Here is a 12,699-nt window from a genome sequence, read left to right on the forward strand (position 1 = left end):
ACGTCATATGGCGTCATTGCCGCATGAGAGCGGCATGAATTGAGACCCTGCGCCGAGGCGCGGGGCAGAAACGCGTTGGTACTCCGCCCGGAAAATCAAAATGGGCGGATGAGCAGCTAATGCGGCGAGTTTTTCAACGATATCGGCGCTAGGGAGACCACCGGGTATTTCAAACATTCGCTTTCATCAATCGGCACAAATTCGATGACTTCCGAGACTATCCCCGCATCGCGGCAACCAAAGCCATGATAGCATAAGGAAGCACACCCGCCTTCACCTTGTGTGCCCCCTTCGATCCACGCAACTTTACGGACGCGATCTTGAAACTTCCAAAAGAAGGTACGCTCCGATTGCAGTGACAGATTCAAGCGGACGTTACTCGTCGAGCAGTTCGGCTCAGGAGCGCGGGCTTTGCAAAGCTACAACGGCAGTGCGCGATGGGACGCGAACGGATGGGCTATGCGCACGGCGAAGTATGCTGGACGCCTTTCCCGTGTCCCGAAATCATCCGTAGATAAAGGCCGAAAGTTCATCCGGCGTCCCGTCGGGGAATGAGCTTTTCAAATGGTCGAGAAAGGCGGAGACGCGCGCGTTGAGCAGGCGTAGCGAACGATCCGCCTCTCATGCTCCAGCCTGCCCATGATAATTTCGGGTGCATGCCGCATTCCCCTATCGTTCCTGTTCGTCCCGATCGCGTTTTTGCTCGGCCTCGTGCTGAAGCTCTTCCGATCTCGGCACGAGCTGTTTGGCAGGGACGGTTCGATTTTCGCCGCCACTTCCATGCAGCGACGCGTCTTGTTCACCGTAACCATTTGCGCGTCCAGCTCGGTCATCGTCGGCGCGGTCCTTCGCCCGATTGCGCGAGCGCTCGGCCGCTGCGATTGCCACACGCAGTTCTTCGTCAGCCTCTGCAATCTCGCGCAGATAGCTATTGCCCGAGGCGCCGAGCTCGGCTGCCGTCGCCATCTCAAAGTTCAAGCTCGCCTGCAAGGACGCCTTATCGGCTCGAATTTCGTCATCGTCAGCCAATTCGATCCGCTCGCGATAATATTCGACCTCGACCATGATGTTGTTTCCAACCTCGACGGCTTCGGGCCCGTGGCGTGCAACAGCCTCATCCCACTGACGATTGGCGTCGTCCGGTCTGGCCGACCCGCTGCTTGGCGCGCGATCCTCAACCTGCTCCGCCAGTTCCATCATCTCGCGACGAACATCGACGTGCTCCCGGGCGGCCGCGGCAATTTCCTCGAAATTGCTCCGATCATCCCGCGGCATGATCCGCTCCGCCTGGAAAAGGGCGGTCTCAACGCGTTTTTCGTACGCCTCGAATTCCGATCGTGTCATGGTGCTCATGTTTTCGATCTCCGCAACCTCAAAAATACTAACCAATTTGGTTTGGAATTGCGAGCCGTTTTCGCGCTCGCCCGATTGCTTTTCGGCGACGAACTCTCGCCTTCCAAGTGCTGTATTAACCCGGAAAATCCTGCTTTTTGCAAATTCAGACGCGCCGATATCGTCACTGTCTCGTGCGAGGTCTTCCCAGGCACCGTGAACTGTTTCAGTATAGGCTTGGCTTTTTGAGGTTCTCGTTGAGGTCACGACCTCGCGCCGTTTTCTATCGTATCGGCGCGCAGCGCTATCGGACGTTCCCACATGCTCGGTGCGGCCTTCCCGGTTGATCGGGCGAACCTGATTTTTGGTATAGGAGGCAGCATTCGCCTGATCACGGCGATCGGTCATTTCCATCCGTATACCATGCTCGCGGGCATGCTGCGCCAAACCTTCGCGCCAGCGCCGGAAAGATGCGATCGATGTCTCGACACGTTCGCCGTCCTCGGATCGCATGGCAACGATTGCGTGAACATGGACGTGCGGTCGCTTACCGCCGGCCGACTCGGTTTTGGGATCCTGACCTGGATCATGAAGAGAGAAAACGTACCGGTGCTGACCAAACTCCGCCGCCAGGAACTCTCGGGCCGCCGCGCGAAAAGCCTCGACATCGGTTCCGGCCCTCGCGGACATGACAAGGTGCATTACATCGCGCGGCTTGCGGCTATGCAGTTCGCCCCTCCACTGCAGTTGCACCAGATCGCCCGCCAGTTTGGCGTCCGTTATCGTCTCCCCGCGATTGTCTCGAACGCCACCGTCAGCTCGCTCGACGAGTTTGCGCAAACGTGCGGTCCCATATTCGACGCCATTGCCATAGCCGGTAAAATGGAACTCGGCCGATCGGCCCCCGTTTTCCGACATTCGCGCCTGAACGATCTCTTGCGCCTTTTCATCAGCTGTCAGCCGCTCGCCGGCCCGGTCTCGCAAGACGGCAACACCATCGATCCGGTAATGGTCCTGACGCTCTTGCACGGCGAATGCAAACGAGCGCTTTCCCAGCGCCGTACTCACGATATCGCGGGCCCACGCGTCCAGCGCCTGCCCTTCATCGGGCCTCCGCTTGACGTCGATACGAAATGTCCCGATGTCGCGGCTCTCGGCACGGTTGCCCATCAGGTGCGCCCAGTCCTCAGAAAGGCCCGCGACCGCCCCCCGGCCGCGCAGTTCTTCGCCCGCCTGATTTTCCATCGCCACATCGCCGTTTCGAGAGATATAGCTCGCCATGGCGCCCAGGCGTCCGCCGCCGCCGAACGATGTCATCTTCACGACCGCGGGCTGACTTCCGCCGGCAAGTCCGGCAAACCGTGTTGCCATCGAACGCGGCGCCGGCCCGGGCCACGCGAGGCCTTCACGTGCGGCTCTCCCGCCGACATTGAGACGGCCGCCAACGCCGCCGCCTGAAGCAACTCCCCGCCGCCGGCGCTCTTCCTCCTCACTGGGAGAATTTCGGCCGATCAACCGCTCGTGCAGGTATGCCGCTCGGCGCTGCTCCCATTCCGCCGTAAAGGCGCCGAGAAAAATTTCCATCAGTCCCGACGTCCAATCCTACGGCCTGGCCGGCTGGCGAGACGCTGCAACTCAAGAGCAAGGCCCGCGACAAGGGGCTGCAGCTCGCGCAGGTCAGCGATGGCGTCTGCCGGAACGGAACGTTGATACGAGCGCCGAACGAGACTGTTGAGGTTCACTCCAATGGCCCGCAGGTCACGATGAAGAAGCTCAAAAACCACCCGATCGTCTTCCGACAGGAACGGTAAGATGCCGGCACCATCAAGCGTCAATGAGCGCATAAACGCCGACACCGACATCTCCGACTGCCTGGCTGCGACTTCGACAGCGGCGAGCTCTGGCGCGGAAAAACGCGCATGGACGACACGCTCCTTACGCTCCTTGACAGCAGGCACCGCAGGTCGTGACCTTCCATTTTCGACCATGCCGTCGTCTCTTCACGTGTTCGCCGCAGGCGGCATCGGCGGCCCGTCCGCCGATCGTCAGCAAATTTGTATCACAAATTTGCGTATCCTGCCAAACCAATATAACCTATTTCAGTTCATAAAAGCCAAACTTAACCTGGCACCGTAAAGGCCACATTCATACTCGTAACACTCATCGGAAGTTTGACCCTTCCACATCACATGACCAACTCGTGTGAAACATCGATAGCGTTGCTGGAAAGAGGAAAGTGAAAGTTATATAGTGAAAATTAGAGGACTCATGGGGTGCGGATGATCTTCCACAAGATATGAGACAATGCTTCGAAAGAGTGTCATCGGACTACCTAGTGGATGATCTGGGATGTGATGCACCCAAGCAAAAAGCGACTGGACGTCTGCAATTTTTGACCTATTATAGTTCATATTTCGAGCATGGCGCCGAAACAGTTCCGTAGCGGGAGAAGGTCATGCCTCGGACCTATGCAGTCGTCAGTAACAAGGGCGGCGCCGGCAAGACAACGATGGCGACGTTGATTGCCGGCGAATACGCTCTATCGGATCAGCGCGTCCTGATGATTGACGCCGACAGCCGTCAAAATCTGGCCGGCTGGTGGAAGCTCTGCCACAGCAAGGGCAATGTACCGGATAATATCGAGGTGACGATTGCGGCGACCCAACGGGCAATCGACGATTTCCTGAAGAAGCTCGCCAGCTTTTTCGATGTCGTCCTGATCGATGCGCCCGGTGTCGATAGCGTGCTGCAGACGACGATCATTCGATCGTCGGACGTGGTCCTTTCACCGGTACAGCCGGGCATCAAGGAAATCGAGGCCGCCGGCCAAACCGTCGCTGAGGTGAACGACATCAACGATCGCCTCGGTTTATCGATCGTGCATATGAACGTGCGCACCCGTATCACGCTGCCCGGCCGCAATCTTGAAGCCTATCGCTACATCCGGCCGTTCGTGGCAGGTCTTCTCGATGCGCACTACCATACGATGCTTCTGGAAACCGAGCTTTACGAACGCAATATCTATCGCGAGATCCAGAACGGCCTCGGGACACTCCAGATGCAGGACGTGACAGACTCAGTCCGGAAGGCGCGTCTCGAAGTAAAGGCGCTGGTCGATGAGATCGACATTCGCCAGGTGGCCGGACCGGCTGAGGCGGCGGCATGAACAAAGGGGCGATCGACTTCAAGCAGTTCTCTCTCGCGCCACGCCGAAAGCCTGCAGTTCAGGATACAAACGAAGGCCGGCTTGAGGTTGCCGCTGACGAGCAAGCCGCCGATTTGCACGATCAGGCTCCGGCGCCTCTCGACAATGACCGCGGCCGCCAAACGGCGCTTCCGCGCCTTCCCGAAGACGAGCGGCAACGGCGAAGCGCAAAGCGGGCTGCCGATCAGGACGATACCCGGCGGCGCCTGAAAAGCCTGAAGCGCGCCAAAGACCGCGCCATCAAATTTTACGTCAATGTGCCGCTGGAGCAGGAGATGAAGGCGCGTCTCGTGAGAGCGGCTCATGAAAACGAAGTGAAGATGACGGTTATCATGCAGGCTGCCATTGAAACCTATCTCGAAGACAACGGCTATTGAACAGCAGCATCTGGACACGCCGGTCGATCCGGCGTGTCCAGATCAAGCGCGCCGTGGGCCGCCTCAAAATGGGGGCTCGACCTCGATGCGGCCGTCGAGTTCGGCCCAGATGACTTCGCGCTCGGCCAGCGCCAGGTCGAGCTCGGCTTCAAGCGCCCGGCGTTCCCAGGTGGTTTCGGCGTTACGGGCTTCAGCGCGCAGTTCTTCGATATGCTGGTCGATGGTCATCGTCGTCTCCTTGACGTTTGTGGAAGATGACGGCGGCACGCAGGGTGGGGAGAGGCAGGTCCAGGCTCGTGGAACACGACCGGCGGAGCCGGCGCGCGGAGGAACCGATTTTGTCGAAGTGCAGTGAAACGGAACGGAGAGAAAATCGGAGGGGCCGCGCGGCCTTGAGCTGGCTCTTCCCACCCGGCACAATCGCCCGGTCTGAGCAGACAGGTTTCCCTCTCGTTGGGCACCCCTTCCTGCTTGCCATCGGCCGCTGCGGGCAGCCGTTGCCATGAGGCGGTTCCGGTTCGATAGTGTCGAATGCGATGAGGATCACCCGGATTTCGCGGGACTGCTGGCCCGCGCCTACCGCGCCAAAGTCCGACCGCTGTGTCTCTGCCGTGAGCAGGCGGCGCCGATGTACATCGCAGATATCGGCAATCAACTGGTCATCAAGCGCATGCCGCTTTCCGGTGAAGGCCATGACCCAGCATGTCCCTCCTATGAACCGCCCTACGAATTGTCCGGGCTCGGCCCGCTGATGGGAAGTGCAATCCAGATGGATGCCTCTCTCGGGTCAGCCTCATTGAAGCTTGATTTTTCCCTTTCCAAGCGCGCCGGGAGCAATCGTCCCGGCGTACCGGAACCTACCGGCGAAAGCGTGAAAGCGGAAAGCAGAAAGCTGTCGCTACGCGCCCTGTTGCATTTCCTGTGGCATGAGAGCGGCCTGACCGAATGGACCGCGCACTGGGCCGGAAAGCGCCACTGGTGGCAGGTCTATCATCATCTGCTGGAGGCCGCCGGCAACATGGCGGTGCGCGGCGAGAGCCTGTCGGAGCGGTTGCTCATTCCCGAGCCTTTCAGGGCCGAGGATAAGACAGCGATCGAACACAGGCGGGCGCAGAAGATGGCTGGTCTTTTCCAGCAAGGTCCGAAGCGCCTGATGTTGCTTGTCAGCGAGGTCAAGGAATTTACGGAGGCGAGAGACGGCCGGCTCGTGGTGGTCAAGCATATGCCGGGCTTCCGGCTTTATCTTGAAGACACGGCCTGGAAGAGCGTGCAGCGCCGCTTCGAAGCGGAATTTGCTCTCTGGCAAAGCGGGGAAAACCTGCACCTGATGCTGATCGCGACGATCGGCAGCGGCAAAGCCGGGATCGTCACCATCGACGAGATCGCGCTGATGTGCGTCAGTGAACAGTGGCTGCCGATCGAAAATGCTTTCGAGCAAAAACTCGTCGGGCGGTTGACGCGGTTACGCTTGAAGTCGGTCAAGGGTCTGCGTTTCAACCTTGGCCGAAACCGACCTTTGGCCAACGCGATGCTGCTGGAGACGAAACCGCGGCCGCATGCGCTCTACATCGTGCCGCCGTCGGCCGGCGCTGATTTTGAGGAAGCACTCAAGAAAATGATAGAAGCGCGGCCCGATCTTGGCGCCTGGGTCTGGCGCGTGGTCGAGGGCGATATGCCGCCAATCCCGACGTGATCGTGGCGATCACTCGGCCGACGCGCCTTCAAGGAGACCGTCGTAGACTTCGAGCAGTGCATTGGTGATCGCCTGGCCGAGTGCGGCGCCTGCCGCGCGGACGTCATCTTCGGAGCCGTCGCGGGCAGCCCGTGCCAATTCGAACCCTTCCTCACTGACGATCAGCTTTGCCACCTCGATCGCCCAGAGCCCGAAATCACCACGATTGTCGATCTTGATTGCCTCTTGCACGACGACGCTCCCCTTTCTTTAATGGTGAACGGCCTTTATCGGGAGAAAGCGCCGATAGCCAGAAATCATCACCGATGTGAATCGAACCTCAGTGATCGATTCAAAACTCTCGTTGGACGGAGGCGACCCAATTCGGCGACCTTGCCTAAATGCCGAACTATCCATTCCATCTCTACTGCCAGCGCATCGATGCCACCCGGAACATGGCTCGATACTACGCCATCTCTATTCAGCCGACATTGTTCGGCGAGGCCTCGGTCGTTCGTTCATGGGGACGCATCGGCAAGGCGGGCGGCGAGAAAAGCGAAGTCTTCGACAGCGAACGGGAAGCGGCTATCCACTTCCTGGCCATTGCACGCAGGAAGAAGACGAAAGGCTATAAATCGGTCGGTAGTTGTGGAAATCCGGCATGGCCAAGTGCTTTTGCTGCACCGCGTCGATGACAACGATCGTCGCCGATGGCAGGGATTCTCGACCATTAATGATGCGGAGAAGCAAATGACCACGACAAACGAAATCGCAGACAAGATTGCAGCGGAGCATGGTCTCACCAAGGCGCAGGGCAAGATGATCATCGAGGCGGTGATCGCCTCCATCACCGAGGCTGCGGTTGCCGGCAACGAGACCTCGCTGCCGGGCTTCGGCAAGTTCAAGGTCAGGGCGACGCCCGAGCGCGAAGCGCGCAACCCGTCCACGGGTGCGACCATCAAGGTCGCAGCCGCCAAGAAGCTGAGCTTCCAGCCGGCCAAAGCGCTGAAGGATGCGCTTAACAAGTGACACACCGAAAGCCCCGCTCGGATCGAGCGGGGCTTTCGGGTCAATTCGTCAGCGGCGCGTGCTGCGCGACCAGATAAGCTGCAGACCTTCCTGCCCCTGGACTTCCGTCAGGGTCGCGTAGATCGGGGCGGGGAAGCTCGGGTCGTCGAGCTTGACCGAGATGTAGTCGCGCTCGGTTTCACGGGCCTGCTTCTGCCAGCCGGCACCGAACTCGACATTGCCGGCCAGAACCCTGAAGTCCGGTGCGTCGTCGGAGGAGCGTTCGACCCTGATAATCTTGGCCTTGACGTTGAGGTTGAGGGTCTTGATGGTGCCGGAAAAGCCGTTTTCGGAAGCGGTGAATGAGCCGATGGTTGCCATTGTCTTGATCCTTTTCAGTTGCTCGTGCCGCGCCCATCGCGGCCTCGATGGCTGTCGACAAGACCGGAAACGATCGGACCGCACCCCTTGTGGCTGAAACGAAGTGGAGGACGGCAATTAGCCGAGGCTTTCTTGTCTCGCGAGGAATGGCCGCAGATCCGGGGTCCCCACATGACCGGTCATATGGGGTGGGCGTGGCCAGGGGAAGAAAACGAGCAAGCCGTTGCGGGAAGACGATCGAGCCGAGCCCGCGAGGCGTTTTTTGGTCAGACAAGCCGCATCGAGACCGCGGTGGGCGAGCCGTAGCTTGAGGATGGGCCCGACCATGGCACCGTCAGCGTCCGGCGTGATTCCGGACGGCGTTGCCAAGCATACCCAGTATCGGGAATTGAAGGCACCAGAGGCTGGCCGCGTGACTTCGCTCCGATGTGCCAAATAGGAATTCAGGACGGAGCCGACGTGATCGGCCTGATGCCGGAACTCGCGACGGTGCCACCGGCTATGATCGGTTCACCGTCGCCAGCCTGCTGCTTGCCGCTGCATCCTTGACGGTGCGTGCGATGTTTTTCAGGAAGGCCGGGCTGAAGCTGCCGAGTGGCCTGCTTGTTTCGAAGTCGAAAGCCTTGTCGAGCTCGACGCGATTATATTCGTCGAGGATGATCCAGCAGGGAAAATCGAGGCCGGCACGGCGGCATTCGATCTGGCTGATCGGCAAAAACAGGCGATCCTCATGCGGGGCCTGCGAGGTGATGGCGAAGAGGAAAACGGCGCCCGGGACATCGGGCGTCCGCACGACGACGCAGACGGGGCGGGCCTTGCGGCCGCTTTCCTCGCCGGCATCGGCCTGTCGTTTCCAGAGATAATGGAAATGGACGACGTCGCCCGCATCAAACATGATCGTCCTTGAGCAGCGCGTCGAGGCCGGTCATCAGTTCTGCATGGACGGCATCCGGGGCATCGTCGAGGCCGTAGGCGAGCGTGTGCGAGCCGCCGAGGAGGCGCCGATACTGTTCCGCCGTCAGAATGACGAGTTTCTCCTTGCCGCGCTTGGTAAGCGCGACCGGCTCGATCAATGCTGCCTCGAGGATTTCACCGGAGGCCCGGTTCATATCGGAAAACGAAAACTGCTTCATGAGAACCTCCATTCACCTACGTAAAATACGTATTCTAGGTAATTCATGCAAGTCGGCTGCGACAGAAACCGACTTGCAACACGTCATGCCGCCATCTTGGCGGAACCGGGCTGCAACGCATGCAGATAAGCCACGGCCCTTTGCGCCTGCGCTGCAGCCTGGACGATGAAGCGTTTGTCGCCGCGGAGCACCTCAAGCCAGGACGCGAGATAGCTTGCGTGGTCGGGCCGCGGCTCAAGGTCCGGGACAATGCCGAGATCGGCGGCGAGAAACGCCGCGCCGAGTTCGGCGATCAGCTCCTCGCGCGCCCGCTCGGAGCGGTCTTTCGCGTAGCGGGAAAGATCGCGGTTCACGCGATGTGATGGCCCCGTCCAGTGGATTTTATGCCGATATCGGCATAAGACCCATAATGCCGACCGCCGGATTATGCCGATAAGGGTGGGAATGCGCCGACGTTTGCAACGAATTCCGGCGCATCCTGTTCGGCATAATCAGAGTGTTTCGAGGAATGCGAGGAGCTTGTCGCTTGGCTTATAACGCGAAGGTTTTGAGCGCTCCAGCGCGTCTCTGCTCATGCGGGTCCCGCGGATCGTTGGGAACACGATGTCCGTTTCATTGCCACGGCATTCATGCAGCCACGCTTGTAAAAGCCTCGCCGTGTCGCGCCGAAGCGGCGTGCTGCGCTCCTTTCGCCCCTTGCCCTGGCACCGGATATGGGCGCCGGTTCCGAGAACAATATCTGATGTGCGCAAGGATATGAGCTCGGATGCTCGTAGACCGGTTTGAAGGGTGAGAACGAGAAGGGTATGGTCTCGCCGGCCGGCCCATGTCGATCTGTCCGGGGCAGCGATAATCGCATCGATTTCGTGTCTTTCGAGGAAGTCGATGCTTCGCTTCACATAACGCTTGTTCGGCATGTCTAAAACCTTTTGGCAATGCCGGAGCAGGTCAGGCTCCAACATCGCGACAAACCGGAAGAAGGAGCGTATGGCGGCAAGCCTGGTATTCCGACTGCGTGCGGAATTGCCTCGGTCAGCCTCTACGTAGTTGAGGAAGTTTCCGACCAATGCCGCATCGATATCCTCGACCGCGAGCTTGGTCGGCGGCCTGCCTAGTTGCCCACTTGCAAACATCAGGAGGAGCCGGAACGTATCCCTGTAGCCTGCGATCGTATTGGGGCTTGCGTTGACCTGCTCGGTCAGCCGCTCGGTAAAGAAACGCTGGACCAGTGTGGGAAGGCGCGAAGGCTTCATGGGCGTACCTCCCGTTCAAGGGAAAGCTCCGCCCTGCGGGATGCCAGTTCCAGGAGTTCCGGAATCGCTTCGATATACCAGTAGGTATGAGACACGCTCTCATGGCCGAGCATTGTCGTGAGCTTGATCATTTCCTGGTCGGGGTCCAGGCCCTGTCGATACCAGTCGATCATCGTCTGGACGGCGAATGTGTGGCGTAAGTCATGGATTCGCGGGCCGACCCCATGCCGCTGGAACCGTTGAAGCTGGCGCAAGCCAACGGCTTGGGAGATCGACGCAAAGTTATAGCGTGCCGCGCAGTCGCTGATCCGTCTACCGTGATCGTCGACGAAGAAGGGAACGGGCCGCCCCTCGCAGAGCCGGTCGCGCTCACGGGCGTAGCTTTGAAGCCGATGGGAGGTGCTTGGGCTGAACGGGACAATCCGTTGCTTACCGGATTTGCCGTTGCGGACGATCACGATCTCTTGCGTGAAGTCGATATCGGCGCGATCAAGCGACAAGGCCTCGCTGATGCGAAGCCCCGTGACCGCAATCAGGCCAAAGAGCGTGGGGTACGTCAGCCGCCGGATGCCATTTACCGAAGGTAGCATAGCAGCCTGATCAAGGAGCTGAGCGATCTCACCCGACGTGTAGATGAAGGGCTTTGGCCTCCGCTTGCGATGCGGGATCAGATTTGCCGGCGGGATCTTATGCCGGCTGTCATTTGCGTGCAGCCAGGCTGCGAACAGCCTGACAATGCCGAACCGGCGGGACCATGTATATTGACCGGCCACGCCGAAGTTCTTCATCCATCGCGCAAAATGATCTCGCTCAAGGAACTCGGAGCCTTCCGATAAGACAAAGTCAATAAATCTACGGAGGATGCGTTCATCTGTCCGAAGAGAGAAGCCAAGGCCGCGGCGGATTTGGAGATAGGTGTTCAGTTGTGCCGATAGCATGCTCATGCGGCGTCCTCCGCTGTCGGCCACGGCCTTGCAATCGTTCGCAGCCCTTCGACATCCAGTCGGGCATATTTGAGCGTCGTCGTTCGAGATCGATGCCGCAGCGTGTCGGCGATTTCATTCAGCGACGCACCCTGTTCCAGTAGGTTCGTCGCCAGACTATGGCGGAGGATATGCGAGCCGACGTATGGTACCGGCGGCTTCATGCCCAATCTTTCATAGGCGCCACGCAGAAGCTGGTTCAGTCGCTGCGAGTCCTTGAATGGCTTGTGAGGTGGCCGGGACGACACGAAGAGGTCGCGGGTCTGACCTTGACGCTCTGACTGGAGGTAGTCTGCGATCGCCGCCCCGACGTCGGGCAGAAGCGGAAGCCTGTCGTGCAACTGTCCTTTGCCGCGGACAATAATCTCCGCAGCCCGCCAATCAATATCGTCGAGTTGGATTGCAATGACTTCGGGGGCCCGCAATCCGTATCGTGCCATCAGCAGAAGCATCGCATAATCGCGCTTTGGCGAGTTTTTCACCTTGCCGACGTCTTGAAGCACGGCTTCGACGTCATCCTGCTTTAAATGTCGAGGCAGTCTCGTGCCGTGCCGGATGGCAACCCGCGGGACCACCTTTGCGAGGTTTGTCTGCGTTTTCCCAGTCTGAAAGAGAAAGCCGAAGAAGGAACGCAGGTGCGTGGAGAGGGTTTTGTCGCGGAAGGCCGATTTGCGATCCAGAACATCGGCAAGAAAGTCCGAGATATCTTTAACGGCGATTTCGCCGGGTTGGTCTCGGGCCTCGCCAAATCGGAACGCGAGGAAGCGCCTCGCCATATAGGAGGCATGTCGGATCGTGCGCTCGCTCATGGCCCGTTGAGTCCGCAAATATTCCTCGAACTCGGCACGGAGCGAGTTGCGGGCAAGTTCGGCTTCGCTGGGTTCTGGAAGTGGCGCAGCAAAGCCCTTCTCACCAAGGAAACGGACAAACGCCTTTAGGCGATAGCAAGCATTTCTCGACTTTGGCTTCACCAGGGCAACGGCGTCATCCGGGGTCAGCGTTTGCCATTCGAGGCCGTTTTCTGCGACTGTCGTGCTGAGGTGTTGGACTGCGTGGCGATATCCGCCGATCGTATTTTGAGAGTATCTTTCGCTGCGAAGACGATCAAAAAACTCCTCAACGAGTGAGGAGGGCAATTTCTGAGCGGCAGTATTTTTGAGTTCGGACTTCATATGGTGCTCCTTTGTTGAAGGCGCCCCCACATGATCTCATCGTCTCCGCATTTTTGATTGCAGATCAGCTTCGCGGTTTAATGATCGCTCTGATTATGCCGCGCAGGATGCGCCGGAATCGTTGCGAACGTCGGCGCATTCCCACCCTTATCGGCATAATCCGGCGGTCGGCATTATGGATTT

At 59.2% G+C, this 12,699-nt stretch carries 15 protein-coding genes and 1 pseudogene; 5 read left to right on the forward strand and 11 right to left on the reverse strand.

The annotated features are described in order from the left end of the window. Nucleotides 1–669: 669 nt before the first annotated feature. Nucleotides 670–2,916 (reverse strand): relaxase/mobilization nuclease domain-containing protein, encoded by a 2,247-nt coding sequence (locus AB4Z25_RS29140; RefSeq protein WP_112445790.1) that lies wholly within the window; start codon nucleotides 2,914–2,916, stop codon nucleotides 670–672. Continuing rightward, on the reverse strand, nucleotides 2,916–3,320 hold the full coding sequence (locus tag AB4Z25_RS29145) for a plasmid mobilization protein (RefSeq protein ID WP_442210524.1): 405 nt from the start codon (nucleotides 3,318–3,320) through the stop codon (nucleotides 2,916–2,918). Before AB4Z25_RS29145 ends, AB4Z25_RS29140 begins: the two co-directional genes overlap by 1 nt. A 467-nt stretch (nucleotides 3,321–3,787) precedes the next feature. On the opposite strand from AB4Z25_RS29145, the gene AB4Z25_RS29150 reads away from it, so the two are divergent. Next, nucleotides 3,788–4,498: a ParA family protein gene (locus AB4Z25_RS29150; protein ID WP_112390672.1), complete on the forward strand. Its 711-nt coding sequence runs from the start codon at nucleotides 3,788–3,790 to the stop codon at nucleotides 4,496–4,498. Further along, nucleotides 4,495–4,914 (forward strand): hypothetical protein, encoded by a 420-nt coding sequence (locus AB4Z25_RS29155; RefSeq protein WP_112390673.1) that lies wholly within the window; start codon nucleotides 4,495–4,497, stop codon nucleotides 4,912–4,914. The genes AB4Z25_RS29150 and AB4Z25_RS29155 overlap by 4 nt, the downstream gene beginning before the upstream one ends. Nucleotides 4,915–4,977: 63 nt before the next feature. Here the strand turns inward: AB4Z25_RS29155 and AB4Z25_RS29160 are convergent, their stop codons facing one another. After that, nucleotides 4,978–5,142, reverse strand: coding sequence for a hypothetical protein (locus tag AB4Z25_RS29160; protein ID WP_310301170.1), 165 nt, complete (start codon nucleotides 5,140–5,142; stop codon nucleotides 4,978–4,980). Between the two features lie 274 nt (nucleotides 5,143–5,416). On the opposite strand from AB4Z25_RS29160, the gene AB4Z25_RS29165 reads away from it, so the two are divergent. Then, complete coding sequence (locus AB4Z25_RS29165) at nucleotides 5,417–6,607, forward strand: DUF1173 domain-containing protein (protein WP_112390674.1); 1,191 nt, start codon at nucleotides 5,417–5,419, stop codon at nucleotides 6,605–6,607. Nucleotides 6,608–6,616: 9 nt separating this feature from the next. Here the strand turns inward: AB4Z25_RS29165 and AB4Z25_RS29170 are convergent, their stop codons facing one another. Then, nucleotides 6,617–6,838 carry a hypothetical protein gene (locus AB4Z25_RS29170; RefSeq protein ID WP_112390675.1) on the reverse strand — a complete coding sequence of 74 codons (222 nt, stop codon included), beginning with the start codon at nucleotides 6,836–6,838 and terminating at the stop codon, nucleotides 6,617–6,619. A 149-nt stretch (nucleotides 6,839–6,987) separates the two neighbouring features. On the opposite strand from AB4Z25_RS29170, the gene AB4Z25_RS29175 reads away from it, so the two are divergent. Together AB4Z25_RS29175 and AB4Z25_RS29180 are read left to right on the forward strand one after the other, a co-directional pair. Then, nucleotides 6,988–7,281, forward strand: coding sequence for a WGR domain-containing protein (locus tag AB4Z25_RS29175; RefSeq protein ID WP_112390676.1), 294 nt, complete (start codon nucleotides 6,988–6,990; stop codon nucleotides 7,279–7,281). A gap of 55 nt (nucleotides 7,282–7,336) precedes the next feature. Then, on the forward strand, nucleotides 7,337–7,615 hold the full coding sequence (locus AB4Z25_RS29180) for an HU family DNA-binding protein (RefSeq protein WP_112390677.1): 279 nt from the start codon (nucleotides 7,337–7,339) through the stop codon (nucleotides 7,613–7,615). Between the two features lie 48 nt (nucleotides 7,616–7,663). Here the strand turns inward: AB4Z25_RS29180 and AB4Z25_RS29185 are convergent, their stop codons facing one another. The 7 genes and pseudogenes from AB4Z25_RS29185 to AB4Z25_RS29215 form a co-directional block, all read right to left on the reverse strand. Next, complete coding sequence (locus tag AB4Z25_RS29185) at nucleotides 7,664–7,975, reverse strand: DUF736 domain-containing protein (RefSeq protein WP_112390678.1); 312 nt, start codon at nucleotides 7,973–7,975, stop codon at nucleotides 7,664–7,666. Nucleotides 7,976–8,474: 499 nt separating this feature from the next. Further along, a complete protein-coding gene (locus AB4Z25_RS29190) occupies nucleotides 8,475–8,870 on the reverse strand; it encodes a hypothetical protein (RefSeq protein ID WP_112390679.1) in 396 nt (131 codons plus the stop codon). Further along, nucleotides 8,863–9,108: a type II toxin-antitoxin system prevent-host-death family antitoxin gene (locus AB4Z25_RS29195; RefSeq protein WP_112390680.1), complete on the reverse strand. Its 246-nt coding sequence runs from the start codon at nucleotides 9,106–9,108 to the stop codon at nucleotides 8,863–8,865. The genes AB4Z25_RS29190 and AB4Z25_RS29195 overlap by 8 nt, the downstream gene beginning before the upstream one ends. 83 nt (nucleotides 9,109–9,191) lie before the next feature. Then, a pseudogene (locus AB4Z25_RS29200) lies at nucleotides 9,192–9,488 on the reverse strand (zincin-like metallopeptidase domain-containing protein); the annotation flags it as partial. Nucleotides 9,489–9,599: 111 nt separating this feature from the next. Next, nucleotides 9,600–10,361, reverse strand: a complete 762-nt coding sequence (locus AB4Z25_RS29205; protein WP_442210533.1) for a tyrosine-type recombinase/integrase — start codon at nucleotides 10,359–10,361, stop codon at nucleotides 9,600–9,602. Further along, entirely contained in the window at nucleotides 10,358–11,305 is a 948-nt protein-coding gene (locus AB4Z25_RS29210) for a tyrosine-type recombinase/integrase (protein WP_112518764.1), read from the reverse strand. Before AB4Z25_RS29210 ends, AB4Z25_RS29205 begins: the two co-directional genes overlap by 4 nt. Next, complete coding sequence (locus tag AB4Z25_RS29215; protein ID WP_142843300.1) at nucleotides 11,302–12,516, reverse strand: tyrosine-type recombinase/integrase; 1,215 nt, start codon at nucleotides 12,514–12,516, stop codon at nucleotides 11,302–11,304. Before AB4Z25_RS29215 ends, AB4Z25_RS29210 begins: the two co-directional genes overlap by 4 nt. Between the last annotated feature and the right edge of the window lie 183 nt (nucleotides 12,517–12,699).

Origin of the sequence: Rhizobium sp. RAF36, assembly GCF_052114105.1 — a bacterium.
Taxonomy (GTDB): domain Bacteria; phylum Pseudomonadota; class Alphaproteobacteria; order Rhizobiales; family Rhizobiaceae; genus Rhizobium.

Coding starts and splice junctions, on each gene's coding strand:
- AB4Z25_RS29140 (WP_112445790.1), bottom strand. CDS start 2,916: ATGGAAATTTTTCTCGGCGCCTTTACGGCGGAATGGGAGCAGCGCCGA.
- AB4Z25_RS29145 (WP_442210524.1), bottom strand. CDS start 3,320: ATGGTCGAAAATGGAAGGTCACGACCTGCGGTGCCTGCTGTCAAGGAG.
- AB4Z25_RS29150 (WP_112390672.1), top strand. CDS start 3,788: ATGCCTCGGACCTATGCAGTCGTCAGTAACAAGGGCGGCGCCGGCAAG.
- AB4Z25_RS29155 (WP_112390673.1), top strand. CDS start 4,495: ATGAACAAAGGGGCGATCGACTTCAAGCAGTTCTCTCTCGCGCCACGC.
- AB4Z25_RS29160 (WP_310301170.1), bottom strand. CDS start 5,142: ATGACCATCGACCAGCATATCGAAGAACTGCGCGCTGAAGCCCGTAAC.
- AB4Z25_RS29165 (WP_112390674.1), top strand. CDS start 5,417: ATGAGGCGGTTCCGGTTCGATAGTGTCGAATGCGATGAGGATCACCCG.
- AB4Z25_RS29175 (WP_112390676.1), top strand. CDS start 6,988: ATGCCGAACTATCCATTCCATCTCTACTGCCAGCGCATCGATGCCACC.
- AB4Z25_RS29180 (WP_112390677.1), top strand. CDS start 7,337: ATGACCACGACAAACGAAATCGCAGACAAGATTGCAGCGGAGCATGGT.
- AB4Z25_RS29185 (WP_112390678.1), bottom strand. CDS start 7,975: ATGGCAACCATCGGCTCATTCACCGCTTCCGAAAACGGCTTTTCCGGC.
- AB4Z25_RS29190 (WP_112390679.1), bottom strand. CDS start 8,870: ATGTTTGATGCGGGCGACGTCGTCCATTTCCATTATCTCTGGAAACGA.
- AB4Z25_RS29195 (WP_112390680.1), bottom strand. CDS start 9,108: ATGAAGCAGTTTTCGTTTTCCGATATGAACCGGGCCTCCGGTGAAATC.
- AB4Z25_RS29205 (WP_442210533.1), bottom strand. CDS start 10,361: ATGAAGCCTTCGCGCCTTCCCACACTGGTCCAGCGTTTCTTTACCGAG.
- AB4Z25_RS29210 (WP_112518764.1), bottom strand. CDS start 11,305: ATGAGCATGCTATCGGCACAACTGAACACCTATCTCCAAATCCGCCGC.
- AB4Z25_RS29215 (WP_142843300.1), bottom strand. CDS start 12,516: ATGAAGTCCGAACTCAAAAATACTGCCGCTCAGAAATTGCCCTCCTCA.